This is a genomic window from Pseudomonas poae RE*1-1-14 (assembly GCF_000336465.1).
Lineage (GTDB): Bacteria > Pseudomonadota > Gammaproteobacteria > Pseudomonadales > Pseudomonadaceae > Aquipseudomonas > Aquipseudomonas poae.
This window is the reverse complement of record NC_020209.1, coordinates 4,532,528-4,559,510: the sequence shown is the minus strand read 5'-3', so window position 1 is coordinate 4,559,510 and position 26,983 is coordinate 4,532,528. Positions and strand designations below refer to the sequence as shown.

Below are 26,983 nucleotides of genomic sequence, written 5' to 3'. Positions count from 1 at the left end.
CAGTTAGAGAGATTAAGGTTGTTCGGGCGTTTCGCCCACGGTTGAAATTGGTAATATCGAAGGTGCTTTTAGTATTGCATTTTGAGCAAGCTCTTTTAGATCATTCAAGGGCTTACTTCCAAAATGCTTTGTGTACCTTTGGTGCTTCGGCCATTCGGAAATATATCGACTTCCACCGTGAACGAGCTCATTTCTTAAATCAAAAAGCCATGATGCTTTTTCTTTGAGTTTTTCATCTAGTCCGAGATTGCCCACCCCAGCTATGATAGACGCCTCCACAGAACCGCGCTGTCCAAATAGGGCGTCAAGTGCAATGAAATAATTGATATATGATTCAATATCTTCAGAGTTCATGGCTCGATTGAAGAAGTTTACGGATTTTTTTATACGCTGTTTATAATCGGTAGGGCATTTATTAAGTGACTCGTACCACTCTGTTACTTTTTTGGTTAAGTTGTCAGTGATTATAATGTCTGATGCGTAAAATGGAGAGAGTGCGCCGCAGTCACTAAGGGTTAATAAGTTGTCAGGCGTAGTTTTATGAGGGAATTGTATGCAGTTGGTATAGGGTTGGGCCATTGATTTGTTGTAGCCGTATTTTGAAAGCTCTGAAGCGTGAGCGAAAAGTACAGTAATAAACATTCTGAATTTTAAACTGCTTGCGAATTTAGCTCCTTTTTGTGTTCCGTAATCTTCGCCGATCAAAACATAATTGAACCCATAGCCGCCATTGAATGAAAAATTGCTATTGGCTGTGAACGGTGAGCTTGGTGTCCAGCTATCAAAAATATATCCTCCTGCGGAGAAATTATTCCAAGCCACATCATCGCTACATGAAATTAGATGCAAGCCCTCTTCAGGAAGGGAAAGAGATGGTCCTTTAAATCTGGGCAAGGGGTAAATCGTGCACCTTTTTCCTATTACGCTTCTAAGATTTTGTTTGATTTCTTCCAGAATTGTTTTGGTAAAATCGGTAACTGATACAGCACCCCTACATTCAAAAAGGTTTGGCTTTCTTCCAAAAGCTACATCGTCACCATTGAAAAGCGGTGAATCTAAACAAACTTTTTGTAATGTTGAAGTGACAATGTTATCAACGGACTCGGTATCACAGTCTTTGAACTCCTGTTCGGTTTCGATGATAAGAGCTGTTACCGTATCAATGGCATTGAAGGTATCTGGGCTGTACCACCAAGTGAGTCCAATTCCACCTGAGAAAGTAAACGGCTTTCCTCTCCCTGCAAAAAACTGCGCTGCCGGCATTTTGTCCTCAGCGCTGGGCCTCAAGAGAATTGAGCGCATCAGTCTTGCTACGTGAGCCTGTACTCGATCCATCGGGAATCTCCACTCCAATTTGGTCCTTTAGCTTGCCATAGTCATTCGTTGGATTGTCGGGGCTAGCGGATGAAAGCCACGCTTCCGGTTCCCTAAATCCGTGCTGCTGGTCTGCTCCAGTGGAGCATGAAGCAGCTCTAGCACATCCCATTTTTCCCAAAAGTGTGCAGCTTAGCGTGATCCGGCGCGACGGGTATTGCAGGGCCGAATTGAGGATGGCACTGCGTACACGGTCCTTGCTTTCCTTGACGGCGGTTTCGGGCAAACCCACCAGCGTCAGGGACGGCAAACCATTGGCCATATGCACCTCGACGGTGACGGCGGGGGCTTCGACGCCAACCTGGGCGCGGCTGTGGACAATGGCGAGGGACATGCTCGTTCCTTGAAATGGAGGACCGCTTTGTGCGGCTTTTTCAAGGGTAGACGAGGCTGGAAAGAGCGAAGCGAGGAGGTTTTACAGAACGTATCCAAGGAGCGACACAGAGTAAATGTGGGCGCGAGCAACCCCGCTCCCACATTCTGACCCTGTTGCGTCAGTTACTCGGCAGTGGGGGGCAGCCGCGCTTCCAACTCCGCGACCTTCGCCTCCAGGCTCTCCAGCCGCGCACGGGTGCGGGCCAGCACCACCATCTGGCTGTCAAACTCTTCGCGGCTTACCAGGTCGAGTTTGCTGAAGCCACTTTGCAGCAATGCCTTGAACTGGCTTTCGATTTCATTGCGGGGCAGCGGGGTGTCGCCGCTGAACAGGCGAGAGGCATGGCCGCTCAGGGCGTCGAGGAAGTCTTTGGGCGCGAGCATGGGAAATATTCCGGAATAACTGTTGGCCGGCAGTGTATCACGCAGCGTCTATAGTCTTTTTCAACCGCGAGGACGCACGCTTTTCGCGCATCGTGCCTGGCGCCTGCGCACTGTTTTTGTGCGCATTGCCGCCGCCAATCTCCTGCGTGTTGCGGCATATGAGGGCAAAAGGCTGATTTCAGTGATTTTTACGGAGCTGGCAAGGTTTCTGCTTAGTCGATCATGACCCATGCACTGATGCAGTCGCTGTGACGAATGCAGTGCGCCGATGGATCAGGGGTACAGGTTTCGTCACCAGTGGTTCGCTTGCGTTGCAACGGTGAATGCCGAGGTAACGATGCGTTACAAAGCCAGGCACTGCGCTTAGACTTGAGTCGGGTTTGTTTTCCTGGGGCAAGTCCACCAATTCGGGAGAGAGTTTTCATGAAGCTAGTCACTGCCATCATCAAGCCGTTCAAGTTGGACGATGTACGCGAGTCATTGTCCGAGATCGGCGTGCAGGGCATTACCGTTACCGAGGTCAAAGGCTTCGGTCGGCAGAAGGGTCATACCGAGCTGTATCGCGGCGCGGAATACGTGGTGGATTTCCTGCCGAAGGTGAAGATTGATGTCGCCATTGACGACAAGGATCTTGATCGGGTTATCGAGGCGATAACCAAGGCCGCCAACACCGGCAAGATCGGTGACGGCAAGATCTTCGTGGTCAATCTGGAACAGGCTATTCGCATCCGTACCGGCGAAACCGATACCGACGCAATCTAAGCCGCCAAACCCCAACGCCCCAGGAGAAAACAATATGACTCTGCGTAAATTCGCAGGGCTCGGAGCCCTGTTGTCCATCGTAATGCCAAGCCTGGCCATGGCGGCAGACGAAGTGGCGGCTCCAGTCCTCAACTCCGGCGACACCGCCTGGATGCTGACCGCCACCGCTCTGGTGCTGTTCATGACCATCCCCGGCCTGGCGCTGTTCTACGGCGGCATGGTCCGCTCCAAAAATATTCTGTCGGTGATGATGCAGTGCTTTGCCATCACCGGCCTGATCAGCATCCTGTGGGTCGTCTACGGCTACAGCATCGCGTTCGATACCACCGGTATGGAACAGGGCGTGGTCAACTTCAACTCCTTCTTCGGCGGCATGGGCAAGGCGTTCCTGGCGGGCGTGACCCCGGCCAGCATCACCGGTCCTGCGGCGCTGTTCCCGGAAGCGGTGTTCATCACCTTCCAGATGACGTTCGCGATCATCACCCCGGCGCTGATCGTCGGTGCATTCGCCGAGCGCATGAAATTCTCCGCGATGCTGATCTTCATGGCCATCTGGTTCACCCTGGTCTATGCGCCGATCGCGCACATGGTCTGGAGCGGTAATGGTGGCCTGCTGTGGGACTGGGGCGTGCTGGACTTTGCCGGCGGCACCGTGGTGCACATCAACGCCGGTGTGGCTGGCCTGGTAGCGTGCATCGTGCTCGGCAAGCGTAAAGGCTTCCCGACTACCCCGATGGCTCCGCACAACCTGGGTTACACCCTGGTGGGCGCGGCGATGCTGTGGATCGGCTGGTTCGGCTTCAACGCAGGTTCCGCCGCTGCGGCCAACGGTACCGCCGGCATGGCGATGCTGGTAACCCAGATCGCCACCGCGGCTGCGGCGCTGGGCTGGATGTTTTCCGAGTGGATCGCGCACGGCAAGCCAAGCGCACTGGGTATTGCCTCGGGTGTTGTGGCCGGTCTGGTTGCCGTTACGCCAGCTGCCGGTACCGTGGGCCCGATGGGCGCGCTGATCATCGGCCTGGCGGCCGGTGTGATCTGCTTCTTCTGCGCCACCACGCTCAAGCGCAAGCTGGGCTACGATGACTCCCTGGACGCCTTTGGCGTACACGGTATCGGCGGTATCGTCGGCGCGATCCTCACGGGTGTATTCGCAGCCCCTGCATTGGGCGGCTTCGGCACCGTGACCGACATCGCGGCGCAGGTCTGGATCCAGTGCAAAGGCGTCGGTTTCACCGTGATCTACACGGCCATCGTGACCTTCGTAATCCTCAAGGTTCTCGACATGGTCATGGGCCTGCGGGTTACCGAAGAGGAAGAGGCCGTGGGCCTCGACCTGGCGCAACACAACGAGCGTGGTTACAACTTGTAAGCATGCGAAAAAAAACTGCCCGGCTTGCCGGGCATTTTTTTGTCTGGCGTTTGTCAGTCATAACACGCTGTACCGGTTTTGACCCCGAGTTTGTAATGGGGCGCACTCGGTGCTTTCAAGGGTGCGAAAGTCTTACAGGCATGTAGGCGTATTCGGCACTTTGTTTTTTCCCAGAGCGCGCTAGAATGCGCGCCGATGGGCGGAGAACTGTATGTGGCAACAGACCCTGATTACCCTGCGGGCCAAGCCCCGGGGCTTTCATCTGGTAACGCAAGAGTTGCTTGCCGGCTTGCCTGAATTGAAGACTTGCCGTGTGGGCCTGTTGCATCTGTGGCTGCAGCACACCTCGGCCTCGTTGACCGTCAATGAGAATGCCGACCCGGCGGTACGTCGTGACTTCGAACGGTTTTTCAACTCGCTGGTGCCGCAAGGTCGGTCCGGGTTCGAACACAACGACGAAGGACCGGATGATCTGCCTGCGCACTTCAAGGCTAGCCTGCTGGGCTGCCAACTGAGTCTGCCGGTAAGCGCCGGCCGCTTGGCGATGGGGACCTGGCAAGGTGTTTATCTGGGCGAGCACCGTGATCATGGTGGTGCTCGTAAAGTCCTCGCCACCCTGCACGGTGAAGAGGCATAAGCCACTGGAAACCCGGTGGATGTTGATTTTTTTCCGGCGACCTCGACAGGGGGTGAAGCTGGGCTATAACTAATCTGCTTTTCGCAAGTCATGAGGTAGAACATGAGCGACGATGATCTGGAACAAGACGACCTCGAAGTAGGTGATGAAGACGACACCGAAGAAGGTCTTGAAGTAGCGGCGGAAGACGTTGCTGACGATGCCGAGGACGGCGGTGCCGATGACGCGGCTCCCAAAGCCAAAGGCAAAGCCAAGGCTGCGGTGTCGGTAGACGAGCTGCCAAGCGTTGAGGCCAAGAACAAAGAGCGCGATGCCTTGGCCCGTGCGATGGAAGAATTCCTCGCCAAAGGCGGCAAAGTGGTCGAGGTCGAGCCCAATGTCGTGGCGGATCCGCCGAAGAAGCCGGATAACAAATACGGCAGCCGACCTATCTAAGGTCAGCTAGCTGCCTGTAGGAAAAAGCCCGCCGTCGCTGCGGGCTTTTTCATGGCGGACACAAATTTATAAATCACCACTAAAGAATGTGAAGGGGGCTTGCTTCCGATAGCAGGCTGTCAGTCCATACCTCTGTTGGCTGACCCACTGCTATCGGGAGCAAGCCCCTCCCACAATTGACACTCAGTGTTGCAACAATCGCGTCACTTCCAGCCCGCGAGCACCGCCGGCAGCTCCGTCAAACTACCAATCTCGGCATCAGGACGCTTGTCCGCTTCCCACGCCTTGCCTGTCGGGTTGAACCACACTGCACGCAACCCGGCCTTCTGCGCGCCGGCAATGTCATCACCAGGATGATCGCCAACATGCACTGCCTCACTGGCATCCACGCCACCACGCTGTAACGCTTCCTCAAACAAACGCGCATCCGGCTTGGCAATGCCGATGTCTTCGGCGCGTAGCGCAAAATGAAAATAATCCGCCAGACCTACACGCTGCACGTCTGCGTTGCCGTTGGTGATCACCCCGAGCAGGAAGTGCTGGCGCAGCGCCTTGAGCATCGGCTCGGCGTCGGGAAATACGGTGAGCTGATGCCGCGCGTGAATGAACGCCTCGTAGCAGACATCGGCCATTTGCGTGGCTTCAGGCTGAGGGTAGCCCGCTTCCTCAAATGCCAGCATCAGCACACGGTGGCGCAGCACGCTGATGCGGTGTTTAAGCTCCGGATGGCGCTGCAATACCTGCTGGCGCAGGCTGGCGAAATGCTCCAGGGGCAGGTCGCCGACCCTGGAGGCATTGAGCGCTAGCCATTCGCGCATCGACGCTTCGGCGCTGATGATGACGGGTACGTTGTCCCAGAGCGTGTCGTCCAGGTCGAAGGTGATCAGCTTGATACTCATGAGTCGCCGCCCTTGATGCGTTTGGCCCGTGGATGGGCGCTGTCGTATACCGTTGCCAGGTGTTGGAAGTCCAGGTGGGTGTAGATCTGCGTGGTCTTGATGTCGGCGTGGCCGAGCAGTTCCTGGACCGCGCGCAGGTCCTGGGAGGATTCGAGCAGATGGCTGGCAAAGGAGTGTCGCAGCATGTGCGGGTGCAGGTTCTGCCCCAGTTCACGCTCGCCCGCCGCCTTGACCCGCACTTGAATGGCCCGGGGCCCTAGGCGCCGGCCTTGCTGGCTGATGAATACCGCGTCGTCCACCGGATTGGTCAGCGCCCTCAGCGGCAGCCACAGTTGCAGGGCTTCGCGGGCCTTTCTGCCGACCGGCAGGACGCGGGTCTTGCTGCCCTTGCCCAGCACCTGCACCAGGCCGTCCGCGAGGTCCAGTTGATCAAGGTTCAGGCCGGTCAGCTCAGAGAGACGCAGGCCCGAGGAGTAGAACAGCTCCAGAATCGCCTGATCGCGATGGGCGAGGAAGTCATCCTCCACCGCGCCATCGAGCAACTGCAGGGCGCGGTCCGTGTCGAGTGTCTTGGGCAGGCGCCGCTCGCCCTTTGGCGGCGACAGGCCATTGGCCGGATCGTGGTCGCACAAGCCTTCGCGGTTCAGGTAATGATAGAGCCCCCGCACTGCCGACAGCAGGCGAGACAGGCTACGCGAGGACTGGCCTTGCTGGTGCAACCGTGCGATCAGGCTGCGCAGGGCCTGGATATCCAGGGCTTTCCAGCTACTGACGTGCTGTTTCTCACAATAGGCCAGGACCTTGTTCAAGTCCCGCCGGTAGGCCTCAAGGGTATGAGGCGACACCTGGCGCTCGTTGCGCAGGTGTGCGCAATAAGCGTCCAGTTGCCCGTGCATGACTAGCGCACAGCGCGCAGGGCGGTGGTGTAGCGTGGCAGCACGCGGCCCAGCACTTCGGCGATGTAGGTCAGAAACAGCGTGCCCACCGAACTCTTGTAGTGCTGCGGGTCACGGCTGGCGATGGCCAATACGCCGTGCAGGCCCTGGTGACTGAGCGCGACCACGGCGGTGGAGCCGATCTGCTTGCGCTGTTCGGCACCGAATAGAAAGTCCAGCTCGTGTTCACGCAAGGTGCCGCTGATGCTCTTGCCTTCGGACAGCAGGCCGCCGATGGCGGTTTGTGCGTCGCTGCCGCTGACCCAACGCCCTACCGGCATCGGGTTTTCGCTGAACAGTATCAGGCTGACAAAAGGCACCTGGAAATCCTCGCGCAGGCTGTCCTCGACGGCCATGACCGTTTCTTCCAGGCTGGTGGCGTCCATCAGGGTCAGGATCAGGCGGCGGGTCTTGTCGAACAGGCGATCGTTATCACGGGCCACGTCCATCAGGTGCGAGAGCCGATGGCGCATTTCGATGTTGCGCTCGCGCAGAATCTTCATCTGCCGCTCCACCAGCGACACGGTATCGCCGCGCTGGTGAGGAATGCGCAGGGCCGGCAGCAATTCTTCGTGTTCGACGAAGAAGTCCGGATTAGCCTCAAGGTACGCCGCGACTGCAGCGGCCTCCAGACTTTCGCTCGGGGTAGCGTGTGCGGGTACTCGAGGTTTATCGGTCATTGGCTTGGCTCACTCATAGACGGACCTGTCCTTCGTATACACGCGAGGCCGGCCCGGTCATCAGCACCGGGTGGCCCGGGCCTGCCCATTCGATGGACAGGCGTCCACCGGGCAGGTCGATCAGCAGCGGCGAATCCATCCAGCCCTGGCTGATCGCGGCCACGGCGGCGGCGCAGGCGCCGGTGCCGCAGGCCTGTGTTTCGCCGACGCCGCGTTCCCATACACGCAGTTGCGCGCGGGAGCGGTCGATCACCTGCATGAAGCCCACGTTCACCCGCGCCGGAAAGCGCGGATGATGTTCGATCTTCGGCCCCAGCTCATGCACCGGCGCATTGTTGATGTCGTTGACCCGCAGCACCGCATGGGGGTTGCCCATGGACACGGCGGCGATCTCAACACTGTGGCCGTCGACGTCCAGCGGGTAGCTTGCGGCCTGCACGTCGGCCTGAAACGGAATGTCCGCCGGCACCAGGCGCGGCGCGCCCATGTTGACGCTGATCTGGCCGTCATTGCGGATATCCAGCTCGATCACGCCGCCTTTGGTCTCGACGCGGATCTGGCGCTTGGCGGTCAGGCGCTTGTCCAGCACAAAGCGCGCGAAACAGCGGGCGCCGTTGCCGCACTGTTCCACTTCGGTGCCGTCGGCGTTGAAGATCCGGTAGCGGAAATCCACCTCCGGATTGCTTGGCGCCTCGACGATCAGCAATTGGTCGAAACCGATGCCGGTGTGCCGGTCACCCCATTGTTTGGCGTGCTTGGGCAGGATGTGCGCGTGCTGGCTGACCAGGTCGAGGACCATGAAATCATTACCCAGCCCGTGCATCTTGGTAAAACGCAGCAGCATGGCTTACTCCGGCAGCAGGCTTTCGCCAGCATACAACTCGGCTACCGTCTCGCGGCGACGCACTTCAAATGCTTGATCACCGTCCACCAGCACCTCGGCGGTACGCCCGCGGGTGTTGTAGTTGGAACTCATGACAAACCCATAGGCACCGGCCGAATGAATGGCCAGCAAATCGCCTTCGGCAAGCGCCAGCTGACGATCCTTGGCCAGGAAGTCGCCGGTCTCGCAGATTGGCCCGACGATATCGTAGGCGCGCGCTTCGCTGTCGCGAGGGGTCACGGCGGTGACGTTCATCCAGGCCTGGTACAGCGCCGGGCGGATCAGGTCGTTCATCGCCGCGTCGACGATGGCGAAATCCTTGTGTTCGGTGTGCTTGAGGTATTCGACCTGGGTCAGCAGCACGCCGGCATTGGCGACGATGTAGCGGCCCGGCTCGAACAACAGCGCCAGGTCGCGGCCTTCGATGCGCTCGCGCACAGCCTGGATGTAGTCGGCGATCTGCGGCGGTTCTTCGTCGCGATAACGCACGCCCACGCCGCCACCGAGGTCGATGTGGCGCAGGTAGATGCCGCAGTCGCCGAGGCGGTCGACCAGCGCCAGCAGGCGGTCGAGGGCATCGAGAAACGGTGGCAGGCTGGTCAGTTGCGAGCCGATATGGCAGTCGACACCCAGCACGTCCAGGTTCGGCAGTTGGGCGGCACGGATGTACACGTCTTCGGCGTCGGCAATGGCGATGCCGAACTTGTTCTCTTTGAGACCGGTGGAAATGTACGGGTGGGTGCCGGCGTCGACGTCCGGGTTGACACGCAGCGAGATCGGCGCGCGAACGCCCAGCTCGGCGGCCACTACCTGCAGGCGCTCCAGCTCGTCAGTGGATTCGACGTTGAAGCAGTGCACGCCTACTTCCAGGGCGCGGCGCATGTCGTCGCGGCTCTTGCCGACACCGGAGAACACGATCTTGTCAGCCTGGCCGCCGGCGGCGAGCACGCGCTCCAGCTCACCACGGGACACGATGTCGAAACCGGCGCCCAGACGCGCCAGGACATTGAGTACACCCAGGTTGGAGTTGGCCTTGACCGCGTAGCACACCAGGTGCGGCACGCCGTTCAACGGGTCGGTGAAGGAGCGGTACTGCGCCTCGATGTGCGCGCGCGAGTACACATAGGTCGGGGTGCCAAAGCGCTCGGCGATTGCCGACAACGCCACGCCTTCCGCGAACAGTTCACCGTCCCGGTAGTTAAAAGCGTCCATGGTGTTCCCTTAGTAAGTGTCGTGCTTGTGCGCTTTTGAAGGTTTCTGCGACGATTGCGCCTGTTCGTTGGGATCCTTGCTGTCATCGGGCAGGTACAGCGGGCCTTTTTGTCCACAGGCACTAACGAGGCAAGCGACCGCGACGAGCGCAGCGAGGGAAGAGATCAGGCGCTTCATGGCGAAATCCTTGAATATGCATTAATTGCGCCCGAGTATACCGACCACCCGCCAGCTTGCCTATGCGCCGAAATACCCGTCCGGCGGGGGTTTGCCGACTTGTTCGGGAATAGAGCTACGCTCGCTGGTGATAATTCGTACCGTCACCGGTAATGAAATCGGTATCCGTTGCATTCACGCAGGCGCCTCCGTATCGTGCGGCGCTTGAGCAGAACCCGACACTTTTGAGGTTGCCACAATGAGTTTGACCGAAGCCCGTTTTCACGATCTGGTGGATTCGACACAGCAGGCGCTGGAGGATATTTTCGACGACAGCGGCCTGGACGTCGACCTGGAAAACTCCGCCGGCGTGCTGACGGTCAAGTTCGAGAACGGCACTCAGTTGATCTTCAGCCGTCAGGAGCCATTGCGTCAGTTGTGGCTGGCGGCACGTTCCGGTGGTTTCCACTTCGACTACAACGAAGAAGACAACAATTGGCAATGCGATACCAGCGATGAGCTGCTCAGCGAGATGCTGGCGCGTCTGGTTCTGGAACAATCCGGCGCCGAGCTGGATTTCGACGAGATTTGACTGTGAGCCAGCCTGCACCCACGCGCCCGCCCAAGCCGTTGTTCAGTAATGTCAGCCCGGCGGTGCCGTCACCTTGTATCAGTTTGTGTCGCCTGGATGAGGAGAAAGTCTGCCTTGGGTGCTTTCGTCACGTGGAAGACATCCGCGAATGGCGCTCGGCCGACGATGCGCGGCGCCGGGTGATCTGCGCCGAGGCCGAACAGCGCCGAGCACTCGCCTGAGGTCGTCTTGTTTATTTGTGACGCTGTGTTAGTGTCCGGCCTACGCCTCAACCCATCGAGGCTCGTGAGAACCCCGCCTTTCCTGGCGGGGTTTTGCTTTTTTGTGCAGAAAAAAGGAGTCTGCCTGAATCATGACCACCGCACCGTCCATCATCCTCACCCGTCTTGACGTGCAGCGTCTGGAGCAACTGATCGATCGCCTGGGCGACGAGTTTCCCGGTGTCGAAGCGTTGCAAGCCGAACTCGACCGTGCCGAAGAGGTGGTTGGCCACGATGAAGTGCCTGCGGGGGTCGTGACCATGAACTCCAGCGTGCATTGCCGTGAGCAAGGCAGCGGCAAGGATTACCACCTGACCCTGGTGTACCCAAAGCACGCGAATGCCGACGAGGGTAAGGTTTCGATCCTCGCGCCGGTCGGCAGCGCGCTGCTCGGTCTGCAGGTTGGCCAGCACATCGACTGGCCGGCGCCCGGCGGCAAGACCCTCAAGCTGGAGTTGCTCAACGTTGAAGGCAAGCCAAAAGACGGTGGCGCATTTCCGCTTTAAATCTGGCTGAGCGCCTCGTTCAGTGACAGTTCCAGTTCGGTCTTGTAGCGCAGGTAGAGGTTGCTCGGACTTTGCACATCACCGAGCAGGCCGGACAGGTCGAGGTCGGTGATGTAGCAGCGGTAGCGCTCGGTTTCCCGACGTTGCCCGACGATTTCCCGGGCGACCACGATGAACAGCTGATCGCCGAATTCCAGCTCGCAAAACTCCCGCTGATTGCAGTAGAGCGTAATGCCCACTTGGCCTGGCGCCGCCCTGGCGATGATTGCCTGCACCTCATAAAAAGACTTGTTGGCCGGCGTCGAAGGTGCCGGACGCGGCTCGACGCCGCGCGCACGGTTGCTGCCCGAAGGCAGCAGTTGGTAATACAGGACGTGGACTGCGCCCTGCGGTTGCTGGGGATCCAGCGGCGATAGTGCTTCGCGCCGATAGAGGATCGATTGCAGAAAGCGCTGCAATGGCGCCAGCAGGCTCTGCTCGTCATGGAACGGCAAGCGCTGTTGCCAGAGCGCGTTGAACTCATCCAGCACATACAGCTCGGCGAAGCCTTCGTTGACCCGGTAGAACACCTGCACGCAATCGGCCAGGCCCATCGGCAGCAGCAACGCCAGGTCGTGATCGTCCAGGGCCATGGCATCCAGATGCCAAGGGCTGTAGCTGGCCAGTTCTTCGCTGAGGTAGGCGATCAGTGCCTGCTGCGTGGGCAGCGACACGTGGTTGGCCTGGCCGGGCGTCAATTCCATCACGTGATAGTGCTGCTGCACCTGCAACAAATAACGGTGGTTGGACTGTCCCAGCATCAAGTGCTGCGCGGTGTCGAAAATATCCTCCACGCGCTGGGCAATGAACGGTGCCCGGTTGTGGCAGAAACAACGCACGCGCAGGCGCGGCAGGTGATCTGCGGGCAACTGGTTGAGGTAGTCGCGCAGGCAATCGAGCAACGCGTGGGGGCCGTCGTAACGGCTGACCATCACCTCGTTCCAGCTGTTGAGGGTGATCTGGTCCAGCGTCAGCACCAGGTTGTCGCGTACACCGGCGTAACTCAGGGAGTCGGTGCGCTCGGTGGTCATCAGGATATTCAGGTCGCGGTGATGCTTGAGCGGGTCGACGCCGACGTTGATCAGCAGCAGCACCTCGTCGGGCACCGCCGAGCGCAGCAGGCGGGTTTCATCGACGCTGGGCAAGGGCAGGGGGAGGGTCTGCTGCAGGCTGCCCAGCAGGTTGAACAGCTCGAACTCGGTCATGTCGCTGGTGCCCGGGTGCAGGGCCAGGCGCGTGCTGCTGTCGATCACGCCGTTGCGGTGGCACCAGGTGAGCATTTCGAGCAGGTCACGGCTGCGCTTGATCGGTGCGAAGTGCTCCCATTCCAAGGCAGTGAGACTGCCGTTGTACAGGCCCCAGACATGATGTCCGGGCTCCTTGCGGTTTGGCGACTGCACCAGCGTCAGCGTGTCTTCGGCCAGGTCCGGGGCGATACCGGGGTTGATGAATTCGATCTTGCCGGCCTTGCGCTCGAACGCCGCGTACAGGCGCCGGCCCAGTACATTGAGGTCGCGCCTGTTGATAAGGCTAACGGTGTGTTCGGTGCGTGCGAACTGGGTCAGGAACCGGTAGCTGTAATTGAGCTCGTTGACCAGGGCGCGGCGCTCGGCCGCGACCTGGCGCACTTTCCACTGGCTGCGGCTGTCCAGCAGGGCCAGTTGGCGCGTGTCCCAGCCCCACTCATCGGCCAGGCGCTCGAGCAGCAAGCGTTGCCAGCTGGCGGCGCGCTGGCCGGCGCTGAGTTTGCGGTTGACCTTCAGGTACAGCGCGCGTCGTACCAGCTCCAGGCGTTCGGGTTCGTTGCGCGCGTTGAGGTATTCCTCGATACGGCGGTATACCACGATGTACGGGTCCAGCTCATTCAGGTCCATACGGTCGGCGAACACGGCGCGTTTGAAGCGCAGGCTCAGGCAATCCACGTTCGGGTGTTCGCTGGCGTAGACCTCGGTCAACAGCAGCTTGAGCAGCGACTTGTAGGGTGACTCGATGCCCTTGAACAGCTGCCAGAGGCCGGCGCCAATGAATTCGCCCGGGGGAATGCGCGCCAGGTGGCCGAGGTCGAGGGTTTCATCGGCGCGGATAAAACGCTTGGAAATCAGGGTGTGGGTGAACTCCGCATAGCGCGATTCTTCGTACACCGGCACCAGCCACCAGATCGGTGTGCGCCCGGCCAGCCAGATGGCGGTGCGGTAGAACTCGTCCAGCAGCAGATAGTGCTGAGTGGTGCCGCAATCGTCGGAACTCAGTTGCGTATCGCGCTCACCCAGCACAAACCGCGTCGGCTCGATCAGGAAAAAATGAGCCTCGGCGCCCAAGGTCAACGCCCAGGCCTCCAGCAGTTGGCATTTCTTGCGCAACTCGGCCAGTTCGGTGTCGCCAAGGTCTGCGGCATGACACACCCACACATCCATGTCGCTCTGATCCGCCTGGGCCAGGGTGCCCAGGCTGCCCATCAGGAATAAGCCATGGATCGGCCTGGGCTGGTTGCCAGGGCGCGGTTTGTAGGAGAACGAACGGGTCAGGCGCTGAGCTTCGGCCAAGGCCTGAGCATCGGGTTCGAAATTCGACAGCCCGGCCGGCGTGCTGCCCGACACGTAGCCGGGCAACAGCGGATGGTTGACATGGAAAAACAGCGGCAGCAGCGTCAATACGCTGTGCTGGCGCGGCGTCAGACCTTCGACGGCACGCGCCATGCGACCTTCGTTGAGCGCCATGAAGCGCCCACGCAGTTGGGCCAGCACCTTGCGGTCGATGCCCTCGTCCAGGTCAGGGCGGATTTCATGGGTGCGGGTCATGTCGAACTCGGTGGCTCGCAGAGCCCGACGCGGGCGGCCGTGTAGGAGTCTACAGTCAGAAGCGCAGGAGTTTTAGAGGGGAGTGATGTTTAGTGTCAGAATTTTCGCTCACCCACGGCAACGCCCGCGGAATCCGCAGGCAGCGGACTCCATGGGCGGTATCAGGTGTCAGGCGGCTTCTTTTTGGGCGGTGCTCAGGATGGTCAGCAGCCCCTGGGCGTGTTCGGCGGCATCGCGACCAAGGCTGGTCAGATAGCCACCATCGGGCTGGGTAATCAGTTCTTTGTCAAACAGGCGCCTGGCGGCGGCAACGGCAGTGGGGGCGGCGGTCTGATGGACTTTCAGGCCTTCCTGGGAGCTGTCCAGGTTGAAGAGTGCAAGGATTTCCAGTTCGGCAACCAACTCAGGGGTATACGACATAAGGACTCCAGACGTTCTAAATTTATTAGAGGCTAGCAGGCCATAAGGTGAACGCACTTTGCCGAACTGTCCAGCGTGTTGCTGCGTGCCGGGGTTATTCCTTTTCCGGCGGCAGCTCAGGCAGCGCCCGCAATGCTGTTTCGTACCAGTCGGTATCGAAGGCGCGGTCTTCGTCCAGCATTGCGTCGATCTCGAATGCCAGCACGTGGGCCATCAAATTAAGGATGTCTTCGCGCTCGTAACCCACCAGCGTCAGCTTGTTGAACACGGCTTTGGCAGCCGGCGGGTTGTCGCTTTCGATCTGGTTTTCGATCGCTTCGATCAGCGTGTTTTCGGTAAATTCTTCTTCGTCGTTGTCGATGTCGGTTGGCTCGCTCATGGCAGGCTCCTCAAGGAAAGGGCGCAGTCTACCTCCATTCAGGTGGGTGATGCTGCTGGTCAGGCGGGGCGCGAGGATCTATAACCCTTGCAGCCAACCCCGCACACGGCCTGGAGGCTTTGCGATGCTCAAGCTTTACGGATTTTCGGTCAGCAACTACTACAACATGGTCAAGCTGGCGCTGTTGGAAAAGGGATTGCCCTTTGAAGAAGTGCCTTTTTACGCTGGGCAAACGGAGGAGACCCTGACGGTCAGCCCGCGCGGCAAGGTGCCGGTGCTGGAGGTGAAACAGGGTTTTATCAACGAAACCAGCGTGATTCTCGAATACATCGAGCAAACCCAGGAAGGGCCGGCGTTGCTGCCGGGCGACCCCTTCGCGCGGGCCCAGGTGCTGGCGCTGTGTCGGGAAATCGAGCTGTACATCGAGTTGCCCGCCCGCGCATGTTTCGCCGAGGCATTTTTTGGCATGACGGTGCCGGAGGCGATCAAGGAAAAATCCCGCGCCGAGTTACTGTTGGGCGTTGGTTCTCTGGGGCGTCACGGCAAGTTTGCGCCGTATGTCGCGGGGGAGAGCTTCACGATTGCCGACCTGTATTTCATGTACAGCTTGAACCTGGCATATGGCGTGGGCGAGAAGCTGTTTGGCCTGGATTTGCTGGCCGAGTTACCGAATGCGAAGGCGCTGCTTGAGCGGCTGAACGATATGCCGAATGCGCGAAAGGTCGAGGCAGACCGGCAGGCGGCGATGCCGGCGTTTCTGGCGATGATAGCGGCGAGGAAGTAATCCAGTGTGAGAGCGGGCAATCCCTGATGCCGTTCAGTTAAGCGCAAATTCCCTGTGGCGAGCAGGCTTGTCCTGCGTTGGGCTGCGCAGCAGCCCCAAAACCAGGCGCTAAGCCGTATCAGGTACACCGCGTTTTGCTGGATTGGGGGCGCTTCGCACCCTAACGCGGGGCAAGCCCGCTTGCCACAATAAGCCCACACATTTTCCTTAACTGTGGGAGCGGTGCGTCAGTCAACATCAATGTTTGCTGGGCCGACGCCATCGGGAGCAAGCCCCTCCCACACCTGGACTGCATTCCAGGGTGGGAGCTGCTTGCCTGCACTGTTCTCAGCGGCTGGCGAGCAATGCCTGGCCGCGCGTGACCGCAGCTTTCACCTGTGCCGGCGCGGTGCCGCCGATGTGGTTGCGGGCATTCACCGAACCTTCCAGGGTCAGCACGGCGAACACGTCTTGCTCGATCTGGTCGCTGAACTGGCGCAGTTCTTCCAGGCTCATTTCCGCCAGGTCCTTGCCGCTGTCCACGCCGTACTTCACCGCATGCCCGACGATTTCGTGGCAGTCACGGAACGGCAGGCCACGGCGCACAAGATAGTCCGCCAGGTCTGTCGCGGTGGAGAAACCGCGCAAGGCCGCTTCACGCATGATTGCGTGTTTGGGCTTGATGGCCGGGATCATGTCGGCGAACGCGCGCAGCGAATCGCGCAGGGTGTCGGCGGCGTCGAACAACGGCTCCTTGTCTTCCTGATTGTCCTTGTTGTAGGCCAGAGGCTGGCCTTTCATCAGGGTCAACAGGCCCATCAGCGCGCCGAATACGCGGCCGCTTTTGCCGCGCACCAGCTCGGGCACGTCGGGATTTTTCTTTTGCGGCATGATCGAGCTGCCGGTGCAGAAGCGGTCCGGCAGGTCGATGAACTGGAATTGCGCACTGGTCCACAGCACCAGCTCTTCGGAGAACCGCGACAGGTGCATCATCGCGATGCTGGCGGCGGCGCAGAATTCGATGGCGAAGTCACGGTCCGACACGCCGTCCAGAGAGTTGCCACCCACCGCATCAAAACCCAGCAGCTGCGCGGTGTACTCGCGGTCGATGGGGTACGTGGTGCCGGCCAGCGCAGCGCTGCCCAGCGGCATGCGGTTGGCGCGCTTGCGGCAATCCACCAGGCGCTCGTAGTCGCGGCTGAGCATTTCGAACCAGGCCAGCAGGTGGTGGCCGAAGGTCACTGGCTGCGCGGTTTGCAGGTGGGTGAAACCGGGCATGATGGTGTCCGATTCACGTTCGGCCTGTTCCAGCAGACCCTTTTGCAGACGGGTGATTTCAGCCAGGATCAGGTCGATTTCGTCGCGCAGCCACAGGCGGATATCGGTGGCTACCTGGTCGTTACGGCTGCGGCCGGTGTGCAGCTTCTTGCCGGTCACGCCGATGCGATCCGTGAGGCGCGCTTCGATGTTCATGTGCACGTCTTCCAGGTCGACGCGCCAGTCGAATGTGCCGGCTTCGATCTCGCCGCCAATGGTGGTCAGGCCGTCGATGATGCTGTCGCGCTCGGCGTCAGTCAGTACGCCGACCTTGGCCAGCATCGTGGCATGGGCGATGGAGCCCATGATGTCGTGGCGGTACAGACGCTGGTCGAAATTTACGGAGGCGGTGAAGCGGGCGACGAAGGCGTCGACGGGTTCACTGAAGCGGCCGCCCCAGGACTGGTTGGTCTTGTCGGTGCTCATGGATTCGCTCGTGGTCTGCTTGAAAGAGGCTTGGAGTGTGGCGCCGATAATAACAGGGTTGCCCGTGGAGGCGGTGCTGCGGGTGATCGGCATTTTTATTTGCGTCAGAGGTGGCTAAGCGCCTTGCCGACGACCGCGTCCGGGACGAGACTGCAAGCGCGGGCTTATTGATACGATATTTGACGATTGAGCAATATCGTCTTGGCGAGCGTCTACAGTTGGACTGACAGTGTACGAATGCACCAAAGTCGGGTGATGCGGTCAGAGCCTGACTGTCTATTGAAAAAGAGGGTATTCGGATTGTGTATCAGCAAACCCCACGACGATGCCCGGAGGCAGCAGGTCCTGGGCGCCAGTGAACAGGTCCGGGTAAACATGGGTGCCGCTGCCGGGGCACTTTTTGCCGTTCGCACCAGTCTTAGCGTGGATCGCTGTGACGCAAGTCACCGCACCTGTCTACGCTATCCTTGTGCGAGACTCACGCAGGAATCCAGCGCAATATGAATGTCCTGATCGTTGATGACGAACCCCAAGCCCGCGAGCGTCTGAGCCGTCTGGTCAAAGAGCTCGAGGGTTATACCGTCCTGGAGCCGAGCGCCACCACCGGCGAAGAGGCGTTGACGCTGATCGACAGCCTCAAGCCCGATGTGGTGCTGCTCGATATCCGCATGCCTGGCCTTGATGGCCTGCAAGTCGCGGCCCGCCTGAGCGAGCGCGAATCACCCCCGGCGGTGGTGCTGTGCGCGGCCGAGGAAGAGTTTTCTGCGCAGACCCTGGAAGACAGCGGTGTGAGCTTTCTGACCAAGCCCGTGGTCGGCGAAGGCCTGCTCAAGGCCCTGAAAAAAGCCGAGCGCCCGAACCGCCTCCAACTGTCTGCCCTGACTCAGCCTGCCGCTCAAAGCGGTAACGGACCGCGCAGTCACATCAGCGCACGCACCCGCAAAGGCATCGAACTTATTCCCCTGGACCAGGTGGTCTATTTTATTGCGGATCACAAGTACGTGACCTTGCGTCACGAGGCCGGCGAAGTGTTGCTCGACGAGCCGCTCAAGGCGCTTGAGGATGAGTTCGGCGATCGCTTCGTGCGCATCCATCGCAACGCGCTGGTTGCCCGTGAGCGTATCGAGCGTTTGCAGCGCACGCCGCTGGGGCACTTTCAACTGTTCCTCAAAGGGCTTAATGGCGATGCGTTGATCGTGAGTCGGCGCCATGTCGCTGGTGTGCGCAAGATGATGCAGCAGCTTTAGCCAGGCGTTGCCTGCATTGCTGATTCAGGTGCGACGCGGTCAGGGAGGCCCCGCGCGTGCTGATTCAAGTCAAAGCATATTGGCCTGAGCTGTTATTATCTGCCGTATCTACCCAGTACGGATTGTTCAATGTCTCTTCGCGAAATCCGCATCGCCACCCGTAAAAGTGCCCTGGCCTTGTGGCAGGCCGAATACGTCAAGGCCCGCCTTGAACTGGCCCATCCGGGCCTCAAGGTGAGCCTGGTGCCCATGGTCAGTCGCGGCGACAAGCTGCTCGATTCGCCTCTGTCCAAAATTGGCGGCAAGGGGCTGTTCGTCAAGGAACTGGAAACCGCACTGCTGGAAAACCACGCCGACATTGCCGTGCATTCGATGAAAGATGTGCCCATGGACTTCCCTGAAGGCCTGGGCCTTTTTTGTATCTGCGAGCGTGAAGACCCGCGTGATGCGTTCGTCTCCAATACCTATGCATCCCTGGATGAGCTGCCCCTTGGCAGCATCGTCGGCACATCGAGCCTGCGCCGTCAGGCCCAGTTGCTCACGCGTCGCCCGGACCTGCAAATCCGCTTTCTGCGGGGCAACGTCAACACGCGCCTGGCCAAGCTGGACGCCGGTGAATATGACGCGATCATCCTGGCGGCGGCCGGCTTGATCCGCCTGGGCTTCGAAGACCGCATCACCTCGGCGATCAGCGTCGAAGACAGCCTGCCTGCCGGCGGACAGGGCGCGGTGGGCATCGAGTGCCGTACCGCCGACAGCGAAATCCATGCGCTGCTCAAGCCGCTGGATCACCAGGACACCGAGGTGCGGGTCACCGCCGAGCGCGCCCTGAACAAACATCTCAATGGCGGTTGCCAGGTGCCCATCGCCTGCTACGCGGTGCTTGAGGGCGAAAACCTGTGGTTGCGCGGGCTGGTTGGCGACCCGGACGGTGGCTTGCTGCTCACCGCCGAGACGCGCGGACCGCAACATGAGGCAACGGCGCTAGGCATCCAGGTGGCCGAAGAGCTGCTCGAAAAAGGCGCTGGCGCCATTCTGCAAAAAGTCTACGGCGAGGCCGGGCCGCAGTGAGCGGCTGGCGTGTGCTGCTGACGCGGCCGGCCGAGGAATCGACGGCCCTGGCGGCGTCGCTGGCCGACGCCGGTATTTTCAGCAGCAGCCTGCCCTTGCTGGACATCGAACCGTTGCCCGTCACATCCGAGCAGCAGGCGGTGTTTCGCGACCTGGGCCGCTATTGCGCGATCATCGTGGTGAGCAAGCCGGCCGCACGCATTGCCCTGCAACAGCTTCAGCCTCATTGGCGGCAAGTGCCGTGGTTCAGCGTGGGGGCCGCGACGGCGCAGGTGCTGGCCGATCAGGGGCTCACGGTGCACTGTCCGCAAACCGGCGATGACAGTGAAGCCTTGCTCGCATTGCCCGCCTTGCAGGCCGCTGTCGCGCGCCTCGGTGCAAGGGTGTTGATCCTGCGCGGCGAAGGCGGAAGGGAGTTACTCGCGCAGTGTTTGCGCGCCAGAAGTGCTAGTGTCGACTATCTGGAATTGTATCGGCGTTTTCTTCCGACCTATGATTCGGGCGTGCTGATGCAACGCATCCGGTTGGAACGCTTGAACGGGCTGGTGGTCAGCAGTGGGCAGGGTTTTACACACCTGCAGGCCCTGGCGGGCGCTGATTGGCCGCTGGTGGCGCAGTTGCCGTTGTTCGTGCCCAGCCCGCGAGTCTGTGAGATGGCGCAGGCTGCTGGCGCAGAAAAAGTTGTGGATTGTCGCGGCGCGAGTGCCGCGGCGTTGTTAGTGGCGTTACGGAGCTATCCCGTTCCCACTCTCTGATACGCAAAGGACGGATACGTGAGCGAAACAGCCTTGCCTAAAGATGAGACTCAGCCCGCGCTCGATGCGCCGGTGGAGACACCGGTTACCGCGCCACGCCGTGGTAATGGCCTGGCAATCGTCGCCTTGCTGCTCGGTGCCGCAGGCGTTGCCGTTGGCGGCTGGGGGGTGTGGCAGGTGCGTGCACTGCAAGCCAGCATCCAGCAACAGCTGGGCCAGGTGCAGACCCTTGATGACCAGTCCCAGAGCCTCAAGCAAAGCCAGCAGCAACTGGCCTCGCGCCTGGCGCAATTACCGGCTGTGGATGAGCTGGAAGAGCGTCGACGTCTGGTTGCCCAATTGCAGGGTGATCAGCAGCGTCTGAACCAGCGCCTGGAAACCGTGCTGGGCGCCAGCCGCAAGGATTGGCGCCTGGCTGAAGCCGAGCACCTGATCCGTCTGGCGAGCCTGCGCCTTTCCGCCCTGCAGGACATCAACAGTGCCCAGTCGCTGGTCCAGGGTGCCGACGAAATCCTGCGCGAACAGAGCGATCCGGGTGCCTACGCCGCCCGTGAACAATTGGCCAAGAGCCTGGCGGCACTGCGCAGCACCGAGCAACCGGACCGCACCGGGTTGTACCTGCAATTGGCAGCACTGCGTGACCAGGTGGTGCAACTGTCGGCCATCGCGCCGGAGTACTCACTCACCGAGCCCGCCTCCCAAGGGCGCCCTACCGACGATACGCAAAATCGCCTAAGCCAGTGGTGGGAACAGATTTCCCGTTACTTCCGCATCAACTTCAACCCTGACGACACGATTCGCCCATTGCTGGCAGGTCAAGGCCTGAACCAAGTGCGGCTGGCCCTGAGCCTGGCCCTGGAGCAGGCGCAATGGGCAGCACTCAATGGCGAATCGGCGGTGTACAGCCGCTCGCTGGGTGAGGCGCGCAGCGTGTTGCAGGACAACTTCAATCAGGACAATCCGCAGAGCAAGGCCATGCTGGCGCGTATCGCCGAGCTTGAGCCCAAGGCTGTCTCGGTGGTGACACCGGACCTGGCGGCGAGTCTGGCTGCCGTGCAGGCCTACCTCGAGCGTCGTCATTTGTCTGCCGATGAGGCCAAGGCGTCGGCGAGCAAGCCGGCGACCCAGGAGTAGAGCCGATGAAGCGTTTCTATGTGATCCTGGTGCTGGCGATTGCCATTGCCCTCGCTCTGGCCGTGGGCATTTCGAAACACACCGGCTACGTGCTGATTACCTATCCGCACCTGCTGCATTACGAGTCGAGCCTGTGGGCCACGTTGGTCGCGATCTTTGTGATCGGTCTGGTGATCTACCTGCTGCGGCTATTGCTGAGTCTGGTGATGACCTCCAGCGGTGTGGTCAACCCGTGGTCGCGGCGTAATCGCAGCCGTCGCGTGCAGATTGCAATCGAACAAGGTCAGATGGACCTCGCCGAAGGCCGTTGGGCCAGCGCCGAGCGCCACCTGCACCGCGCAGCCGAGGCAGAGCGCCAGCCATTGCTGTACTACCTCGGCGCCGCCCGTGCCGCCAACGAGCAAGGGCGTTATGAAGAGTGCGACAGCCTGCTGGAGCGCGCGCTGGAGCGTCAGCCCCAAGCCGAACTGGCGGTCGCTTTGAGCCATGCACAGTTGCAGATGGATCGCGGCGATACCGAAGGCGCGCTGACCACCCTGCAGGCCATGCATGAGCGTCATCCTCACAACGCGCAGGTGCTGCGTCAGTTGCAGCGTCTGCATCAGCAGCGCGGCGATTGGTCATCGGTGATCCGGTTGCTGCCCGAGTTACGCAAGGACAAGGTGCTGCCTGCTGCCGAGTTGGCCGAGCTGGAGCGCCGCGCCTGGGGTGAAAACCTGGGGCTGGCCGTTCAGCGCGAAGAGCAGGGCGAAGCGGGGTTGCAGTCGCTTGAGCGGGCTTGGCAACAGCTGACTTCCGCCCAGCGTCAGGAGCCGCAACTGGTATTGGCCTACGCTGAGCAACTGCGCCAGCTGGGTGCTGATGCGCAAGCCGAGGAAGCCTTGCGCGGTGCCATCAAGCGCGGCTATGACAGTCATCTGATCCGACTCTACGGTTTGCTGCGCGGCAGCGATCCGGCACGGCAATTGAAGTTTGCCGAAGGCTGGCTCAAGGACCATCCCGCTGATGCCAGCCTGTTGCTGACATTGGGTCGCCTGTGCCTGCAGAACAGTCTGTGGGGCAAGGCGCGTGACTATCTGGAAAGCAGTCTGCAGGTGCAGCGCAATCCTGAAGCCTGCGCTGAATTGGCACGCCTGTTGGCTCAACTGGGTGATACCGAGCGCAGCAATCAATTGTTCCAGGAAGGGCTGGGCTTGCTGGACAGCCGCCTTCTGGCGTCACCCTTGCCAGTCCCTGCAACGTTTTAAGTAGGAAAGATGATGTGGGTTGGTTCAGGCGATTCTGAGGGCCAACCCATCGATTGCCGCGTAAAACCTGGGTTCAGGTCGCTGTGTAGTAAATTCCTACTGACAGCTTCTTGAAGTCATCCAGGGTCTGACGGCATATCCCTGCGTTCTCGCGGAATTGTCTGCCCCGGCGCGTATTGAAAGGCGGCAGGACTTTCCTCTACCGTAACGACCTATCTCTTGCGGTACGGATAACAATGTCTTTGGCCCCTTCACGCTCCTTGTTTCTTCTGGCCTTCGTGGCCGGTGCGCTGACGTTGGGTGCGTCTTTTTATCTTGAGTACGGCGCGTTGCTGCGGCCTTGTTTCCTGTGCCAGGTGCAACGCATTTTGCTGGCGACCTTCATGCTGATCAATCTGGTCGCCGCGCTCCATAATCCAAAGCGTTCTGCCAGCTACCTCTACGGCCTGGCGAGCATGAGCTGCGCAGTACTCGGTGCCGTTACCGCCGCGCGCCAGGTGCTGCTGCAGAATGCCGCACCGGAGCAGACCGGCGACTGCTGGCCGAACCTGCAATACATGATTGAAAACCTGTCGCCATGGCAGGCGTTGCAACTGACGTTCAGAGGCACCGTCGATTGCGTCGAGATCAACTGGACACTGTTTGACCTGAGCCTTCCAGAGTGGAGCCTGTTGTTTTTCGTAGCGATGCTGATCCTGGGCATCCTGCAGTTTTCACCGCTGTTGTTCAGTCGCCGAGCAGTTGTCGCGAGGTAGCGACGGGGCAGGGCGATTCGTAGGACGGGATTAAACGCTTGTATGAACTTTCTGTCCTGCGTACCTTGAAGCCATAGTCATGCGGGCATAATCTGGCCCGCACGCGTTATCGAAACCGATTGTAAGTTGCAGCTTTGTATCGCCGGCGCTTCACCGTTGAGTGTTGCGCGGCACAAGGCGAACGCATCCCCTAGGGAAGAGAGATCATCATGTTGGAAAGTTGCCGGAATGCCCAGGAGCGCTGGGGTGGGGTGCACAAGCTGATAGACAGCTGGTTGAAGGCGCGTCACGAACTGATTCGCTCCTTTGATGCGCTTGGTGCCAAGCCCGACGCGCTGGCCGAGAACGGCGAATTGCTGCAGGACTTCTGCGGTGTGCTGATGGACTACGTGTCAGCCGGCCATTTCGGCGTCTACGATCAATTGACCAAGGAAGCGGAAGCCTTCGGTGATGAGCGTGGGTTGGAGCTGGCAGACACGCTGTATCCTCGCCTCGACGCGATCACTGAGAAGCTTGTTGCCTTCAATGACCTGTGTGATGCGGGCAAATGTGTTGCTGAAAAATTCAAAGAGCTGGGCGCACTGTTGCATGAGCGTTTCGAACTGGAAGATTGCCTGATCGAAGTGCTGCACAACGCTCACAAGGACGAGGCTGTTACCCAGGCCTGAACCTTGGCGGTAACAAAAACGGTGCGCATGTCGCACCGTTTTTTTTTGGGCTCAATGACGCGTGCCCAACAATTGGATCTCAAACACCAGCGGCGTGTAGGGCGCGATCAACTCACCCGCACCGTCAGCGCCATAGGCCTGCGCCGAGGGAATCACCAGGCGCCATTTTGCGCCCACCGGCATCTGCTGCAACGCACTGCGCCAGCCGCTGATCACGCTGTCCAGGCGAAACCACTGCGGCTGCGTGCTCTGATCGAACACCGTGCCATCGGGCAAACGACCCACGTATTTGACCTGTACCTGGTCGCTGGCTGCCGGTTTGTTGCCGGTGCCCGGCGTCAGCTCCGTGAGCAGGATTCCGTCCGCCAATTCGCGCACACCGGGCGCGGCTTTTTCCCTGGCGAGAAAGTGTTGCTCTGCGGCCAGCGCCTTTTCACTTTGAGGCGCCTGCGCATCGGCTTCAGTTTGTGCCTCGTGCTGGGCAAGCAGTTTTTCGATACGCGCGCTGTCCAGCGCCAACGGCTTGCCTTGATAGGCTTGTTTGAGGCCGTCGATCAATGCCTGTATCTGCAGGTCGGGGACCTCCTGGCGCAGCCGTTCACCAAGACTGGCGCCCAGGCTGTACGCGAGGTCATGCTTGTCTTGGCTTGCAGCGCCGGGCGGCGATTGCTCGCTCGCGTCAGCCCCGCCAACCATCAAGCCAAGCACAAGAAAAAGGTAACGCGACATGGGTATGCTCCCGCCGAAAGTGCGACGGATTATGCCAGCGTGGAAGGGTAAAAAGTGTCGTGGATTCCGGTCAGGTCGATAAGAATTTTCGCAGGGCGCAACGCAAGTCAATCGATACTGTCAACATGCGCTAGCGGCGGTAAGAGCAGAGGGCTAGTATGAGCCGCACCCACGTCAGTCAGGAGGTAAACCATGTCGGCCAAACAGAAGCCTGTTAATACCCCGTTGCATTTGCTCCAACAACTGTCGGGCAGCCTGCTCGAACATCTGGAAAGCGCTTGTGCCCAGGCCTTGGCCGATGCAGAAAAACTGCTCGCCAAACTGGAAAAACAACGCGGCAAAGCGCAAGAAAAGCTGCACAAATCCCGCACCAAACTGCAAGACGCCGCCACTGCCGGCAAGTCCAAGGCGCAAGCCAAGGCCAAAGACGCAGTCAAAGAACTCGAGGACTTGCTGGACGCTCTCAAAGATCGCCAGGCTGAGACCCGCACCTACATTTCCCAACTGAAAAAAGACGCTCAGGAAAGCCTGAAACTGGCCCAGGGCGTTGGTCGTGTGAAAGAAGCCGTAGCCAAGGCCCTGGGTGCGCGTACGCCAGCCAAAGCGGTTGCAGCAAGCACGGCTAAAAAGCCTGCGAGCAAGGCTGTTGCAGCGAAGGCACCGGCTAAAACCGCTGCCAAGCCAGTTGCCAAAACCGCTGTTGCAAAACCAGCCGCCAAGCCAGCCGCCAAAACCGCTGCTGCCAAGCCAGTTGCCAAAACTGCTGCTGCAAAACCGGCCGCCAAGCCAGCCGCTAAAACCGCTGCTGCAAAACCGGCCGCCAAGCCAGCCGCTAAAACCGCTGCAAAACCAGCCGCCAAGCCAGCCGCTAAAACCGCTGCTGCAAAACCAGCCGCCAAGCCAGCCGCTAAAACCCCTGCTGCAAAACCGGTCGCCAAGCCAGCCGCCAAAACCGCTGCTGCAAAACCGGTTGCCAAGCCAGCCGCTAAAACCGCTGCTGCAAAACCAGCCGCCAAGCCAGTTGCCAAAACTGCTGCTGCAAAACCGGCCGCCAAGCCAGCCGCTAAAACCGCTGCTGCGAAACCAGCTGCCAAGCCAGTTGCTAAAACGACTGCTGCCAAACCAGCCGCCAAGCCTGCCGCTGCCAAACCAGCACCTGCCAAGCCCGCAGCATCGGCTGCTACGTCGACAGCTTCCACCGCTCCAACCGCACCGGCCAGCAGCACCTCTGCACCGGTAGCGCCAAGCGCCACGCCAACCAGCGCGTCCTAAGTGCTGGCAACCACCACGCGCAGTATCTGTAGCGCGTTGTGGTCAAGGTTGGCGACTTCGGTCGCCAGGCCTTCCAGCCATCCGTATTGACCCCTCGCCCCATCCTTCGGCCAGCCCTGCGCCAGTTGTTCCAGGCGCGTCAGCAGTGCTCGTTCCGCTTCCAATTCCAGCGTCTTGACCCCCGTGCGTAAGGTCTCCAGTTGATCGTCCAGCTGCGCCAGGTCGCGCCATTGCACACGTAACTGTCGCAACGGCTCGACAACCTGTTGGCGCCACGGACGAGCAAGCTGCTGCAATGCCTCCAGACGTTCTGCCACCGGCGCCACACCGCGAGCTTCCAGCCACGCGCCACACAGCAACAGGCACACATCCGCGCCGCGCTCCTGCAAGTGCAGGCACGCGGCCTCGACGCCGGGGCGAGCGTAGGTCGAGAGGGCAAAGCTCCACAGGTCAGCGCACATATTCACACCCAAGCCAGCGGCCAACGAAGCTGGTAGACTC

Annotated in this window: 30 protein-coding genes and 2 pseudogenes; 17 read left to right on the top strand and 15 right to left on the bottom strand. The window is 60.2% G+C overall.

Translation table 11 applies throughout. The features are described from left to right. Window positions 1-12: 12 nt before the first annotated feature. From H045_RS25135 to H045_RS20080, 3 genes and pseudogenes are all read right to left on the bottom strand, one after another. A complete protein-coding gene (locus tag H045_RS25135) occupies window positions 13-1,335 on the bottom strand; it encodes a HEPN domain-containing protein (protein WP_157225369.1) in 1,323 nt (440 codons plus the stop codon). 169 nt (window positions 1,336-1,504) lie between these two features. Next, window positions 1,505-1,708: pseudogene (locus H045_RS24755) on the bottom strand (magnesium chelatase domain-containing protein); the annotation flags it as partial. 164 nt (window positions 1,709-1,872) lie between these two features. Beyond that, the gene (locus H045_RS20080) at window positions 1,873-2,133 is read right to left on the bottom strand and encodes an accessory factor UbiK family protein (RefSeq protein ID WP_003231581.1); all 261 of its coding nucleotides are present in this window, start codon (window positions 2,131-2,133) and stop codon (window positions 1,873-1,875) included. A 423-nt stretch (window positions 2,134-2,556) separates the two neighbouring features. Between H045_RS20080 and glnK the strand changes: the two genes are divergently transcribed. From glnK to sutA, 4 genes are all read left to right on the top strand, one after another. Next, on the top strand, window positions 2,557-2,895 hold the full coding sequence (glnK, locus tag H045_RS20075) for a P-II family nitrogen regulator (protein WP_002555808.1): 339 nt from the start codon (window positions 2,557-2,559) through the stop codon (window positions 2,893-2,895). Window positions 2,896-2,929: 34 nt separating this feature from the next. Further along, window positions 2,930-4,267 (top strand): ammonium transporter, encoded by a 1,338-nt coding sequence (locus H045_RS20070; RefSeq protein WP_015373281.1) that lies wholly within the window; start codon window positions 2,930-2,932, stop codon window positions 4,265-4,267. Window positions 4,268-4,478: 211 nt separating this feature from the next. Continuing rightward, on the top strand, window positions 4,479-4,904 hold the full coding sequence (locus H045_RS20065; RefSeq protein ID WP_015373280.1) for a secondary thiamine-phosphate synthase enzyme YjbQ: 426 nt from the start codon (window positions 4,479-4,481) through the stop codon (window positions 4,902-4,904). A 102-nt stretch (window positions 4,905-5,006) separates the two neighbouring features. Beyond that, window positions 5,007-5,339 (top strand): transcriptional regulator SutA, encoded by a 333-nt coding sequence (sutA, locus tag H045_RS20060; RefSeq protein ID WP_003231576.1) that lies wholly within the window; start codon window positions 5,007-5,009, stop codon window positions 5,337-5,339. A gap of 203 nt (window positions 5,340-5,542) precedes the next feature. Here the strand turns inward: sutA and H045_RS20055 are convergent, their stop codons facing one another. Genes H045_RS20055 through lptM form a run of 6 tightly spaced genes read right to left on the bottom strand, consistent with a single transcriptional unit; the run spans window position 5,543 to window position 10,125 of the window. After that, window positions 5,543-6,238, bottom strand: coding sequence for an HAD family hydrolase (locus H045_RS20055; RefSeq protein ID WP_003231574.1), 696 nt, complete (start codon window positions 6,236-6,238; stop codon window positions 5,543-5,545). Further along, the gene (xerC, locus tag H045_RS20050) at window positions 6,235-7,134 is read right to left on the bottom strand and encodes a tyrosine recombinase XerC (protein ID WP_015373279.1); all 900 of its coding nucleotides are present in this window, start codon (window positions 7,132-7,134) and stop codon (window positions 6,235-6,237) included. Before xerC ends, H045_RS20055 begins: the two co-directional genes overlap by 4 nt. Window positions 7,135-7,136: 2 nt before the next feature. Further along, complete coding sequence (locus H045_RS20045; protein ID WP_003231567.1) at window positions 7,137-7,853, bottom strand: DUF484 family protein; 717 nt, start codon at window positions 7,851-7,853, stop codon at window positions 7,137-7,139. Window positions 7,854-7,866: 13 nt separating this feature from the next. Then, entirely contained in the window at window positions 7,867-8,697 is an 831-nt protein-coding gene (dapF, locus tag H045_RS20040; protein WP_003231565.1) for a diaminopimelate epimerase, read from the bottom strand. 3 nt (window positions 8,698-8,700) lie between these two features. After that, window positions 8,701-9,948, bottom strand: coding sequence for a diaminopimelate decarboxylase (gene lysA, locus H045_RS20035; RefSeq protein WP_003231563.1), 1,248 nt, complete (start codon window positions 9,946-9,948; stop codon window positions 8,701-8,703). Window positions 9,949-9,957: 9 nt separating this feature from the next. Beyond that, window positions 9,958-10,125, bottom strand: a complete 168-nt coding sequence (gene lptM, locus H045_RS24750; protein ID WP_003195417.1) for an LPS translocon maturation chaperone LptM — start codon at window positions 10,123-10,125, stop codon at window positions 9,958-9,960. 238 nt (window positions 10,126-10,363) lie between these two features. On the opposite strand from lptM, the gene cyaY reads away from it, so the two are divergent. From cyaY to rnk, 3 genes are all read left to right on the top strand, one after another. Continuing rightward, entirely contained in the window at window positions 10,364-10,696 is a 333-nt protein-coding gene (cyaY, locus tag H045_RS20025) for an iron donor protein CyaY (protein WP_003231561.1), read from the top strand. A 2-nt stretch (window positions 10,697-10,698) separates the two neighbouring features. Next, window positions 10,699-10,917: a DUF1289 domain-containing protein gene (locus H045_RS24740; protein WP_003231559.1), complete on the top strand. Its 219-nt coding sequence runs from the start codon at window positions 10,699-10,701 to the stop codon at window positions 10,915-10,917. A 131-nt stretch (window positions 10,918-11,048) separates the two neighbouring features. Next, entirely contained in the window at window positions 11,049-11,462 is a 414-nt protein-coding gene (rnk, locus tag H045_RS20020; RefSeq protein ID WP_015373278.1) for a nucleoside diphosphate kinase regulator, read from the top strand. On the opposite strand, the gene H045_RS20015 is transcribed toward rnk, so the two are convergent. From H045_RS20015 to H045_RS20005, 3 genes are all read right to left on the bottom strand, one after another. Beyond that, window positions 11,459-14,299 (bottom strand): class I adenylate cyclase, encoded by a 2,841-nt coding sequence (locus H045_RS20015; RefSeq protein ID WP_003231555.1) that lies wholly within the window; start codon window positions 14,297-14,299, stop codon window positions 11,459-11,461. The genes rnk and H045_RS20015 overlap by 4 nt on opposite strands. Before the next feature lie 168 nt (window positions 14,300-14,467). Then, window positions 14,468-14,719, bottom strand: coding sequence for a TIGR02647 family protein (locus H045_RS20010; RefSeq protein WP_003231553.1), 252 nt, complete (start codon window positions 14,717-14,719; stop codon window positions 14,468-14,470). Window positions 14,720-14,813: 94 nt separating this feature from the next. Next, window positions 14,814-15,098, bottom strand: a complete 285-nt coding sequence (locus H045_RS20005; protein ID WP_003231551.1) for a hypothetical protein — start codon at window positions 15,096-15,098, stop codon at window positions 14,814-14,816. A gap of 124 nt (window positions 15,099-15,222) precedes the next feature. Here H045_RS20005 and H045_RS20000 point away from each other — a divergent pair, with 124 nt between their 5' ends. Next, window positions 15,223-15,882 carry a glutathione S-transferase family protein gene (locus H045_RS20000; protein WP_015373277.1) on the top strand — a complete coding sequence of 220 codons (660 nt, stop codon included), beginning with the start codon at window positions 15,223-15,225 and terminating at the stop codon, window positions 15,880-15,882. A 327-nt stretch (window positions 15,883-16,209) separates the two neighbouring features. Here H045_RS20000 and argH read toward each other — a convergent pair whose 3' ends face one another. Then, window positions 16,210-17,604: an argininosuccinate lyase gene (gene argH, locus H045_RS19995; RefSeq protein WP_003231547.1), complete on the bottom strand. Its 1,395-nt coding sequence runs from the start codon at window positions 17,602-17,604 to the stop codon at window positions 16,210-16,212. A gap of 369 nt (window positions 17,605-17,973) precedes the next feature. On the opposite strand from argH, the pseudogene H045_RS25905 reads away from it, so the two are divergent. The 8 genes and pseudogenes from H045_RS25905 to H045_RS19960 all read left to right on the top strand — a co-directional run. Further along, window positions 17,974-18,108, top strand: a pseudogene (locus H045_RS25905) (sensor histidine kinase); the annotation flags it as partial. Beyond that, window positions 18,105-18,851, top strand: a complete 747-nt coding sequence (locus H045_RS19990; protein ID WP_015373276.1) for a LytR/AlgR family response regulator transcription factor — start codon at window positions 18,105-18,107, stop codon at window positions 18,849-18,851. The pseudogene H045_RS25905 and the gene H045_RS19990, both read left to right, overlap by 4 nt. Window positions 18,852-18,980: 129 nt before the next feature. Further along, the gene (hemC, locus tag H045_RS19985; RefSeq protein ID WP_003231543.1) at window positions 18,981-19,922 is read left to right on the top strand and encodes a hydroxymethylbilane synthase; all 942 of its coding nucleotides are present in this window, start codon (window positions 18,981-18,983) and stop codon (window positions 19,920-19,922) included. Next, complete coding sequence (locus H045_RS25575) at window positions 19,919-20,677, top strand: uroporphyrinogen-III synthase (RefSeq protein WP_015373275.1); 759 nt, start codon at window positions 19,919-19,921, stop codon at window positions 20,675-20,677. Before hemC ends, H045_RS25575 begins: the two co-directional genes overlap by 4 nt. Before the next feature lie 18 nt (window positions 20,678-20,695). Further along, entirely contained in the window at window positions 20,696-21,811 is a 1,116-nt protein-coding gene (locus H045_RS25570; protein ID WP_015373274.1) for a uroporphyrinogen-III C-methyltransferase, read from the top strand. A 5-nt stretch (window positions 21,812-21,816) separates the two neighbouring features. Beyond that, window positions 21,817-23,058 carry a heme biosynthesis protein HemY gene (locus H045_RS19970; RefSeq protein ID WP_015373273.1) on the top strand — a complete coding sequence of 414 codons (1,242 nt, stop codon included), beginning with the start codon at window positions 21,817-21,819 and terminating at the stop codon, window positions 23,056-23,058. 236 nt (window positions 23,059-23,294) lie between these two features. Next, entirely contained in the window at window positions 23,295-23,813 is a 519-nt protein-coding gene (locus H045_RS19965; RefSeq protein WP_003231537.1) for a disulfide bond formation protein B, read from the top strand. 209 nt (window positions 23,814-24,022) lie between these two features. Beyond that, window positions 24,023-24,481 carry an Rsd/AlgQ family anti-sigma factor gene (locus H045_RS19960; protein ID WP_003231536.1) on the top strand — a complete coding sequence of 153 codons (459 nt, stop codon included), beginning with the start codon at window positions 24,023-24,025 and terminating at the stop codon, window positions 24,479-24,481. A 51-nt stretch (window positions 24,482-24,532) separates the two neighbouring features. On the opposite strand, the gene H045_RS19955 is transcribed toward H045_RS19960, so the two are convergent. Further along, window positions 24,533-25,210 carry an FKBP-type peptidyl-prolyl cis-trans isomerase gene (locus H045_RS19955; protein WP_015373272.1) on the bottom strand — a complete coding sequence of 226 codons (678 nt, stop codon included), beginning with the start codon at window positions 25,208-25,210 and terminating at the stop codon, window positions 24,533-24,535. Between the two features lie 192 nt (window positions 25,211-25,402). Here H045_RS19955 and H045_RS19950 point away from each other — a divergent pair, with 192 nt between their 5' ends. After that, on the top strand, window positions 25,403-26,482 hold the full coding sequence (locus H045_RS19950) for an AlgP family protein (RefSeq protein ID WP_015373271.1): 1,080 nt from the start codon (window positions 25,403-25,405) through the stop codon (window positions 26,480-26,482). On the opposite strand, the gene H045_RS19945 is transcribed toward H045_RS19950, so the two are convergent. After that, window positions 26,479-26,943 carry a TIGR02444 family protein gene (locus H045_RS19945; RefSeq protein ID WP_041931538.1) on the bottom strand — a complete coding sequence of 155 codons (465 nt, stop codon included), beginning with the start codon at window positions 26,941-26,943 and terminating at the stop codon, window positions 26,479-26,481. The genes H045_RS19950 and H045_RS19945 overlap by 4 nt on opposite strands. Window positions 26,944-26,983: the final 40 nt, after the last annotated feature.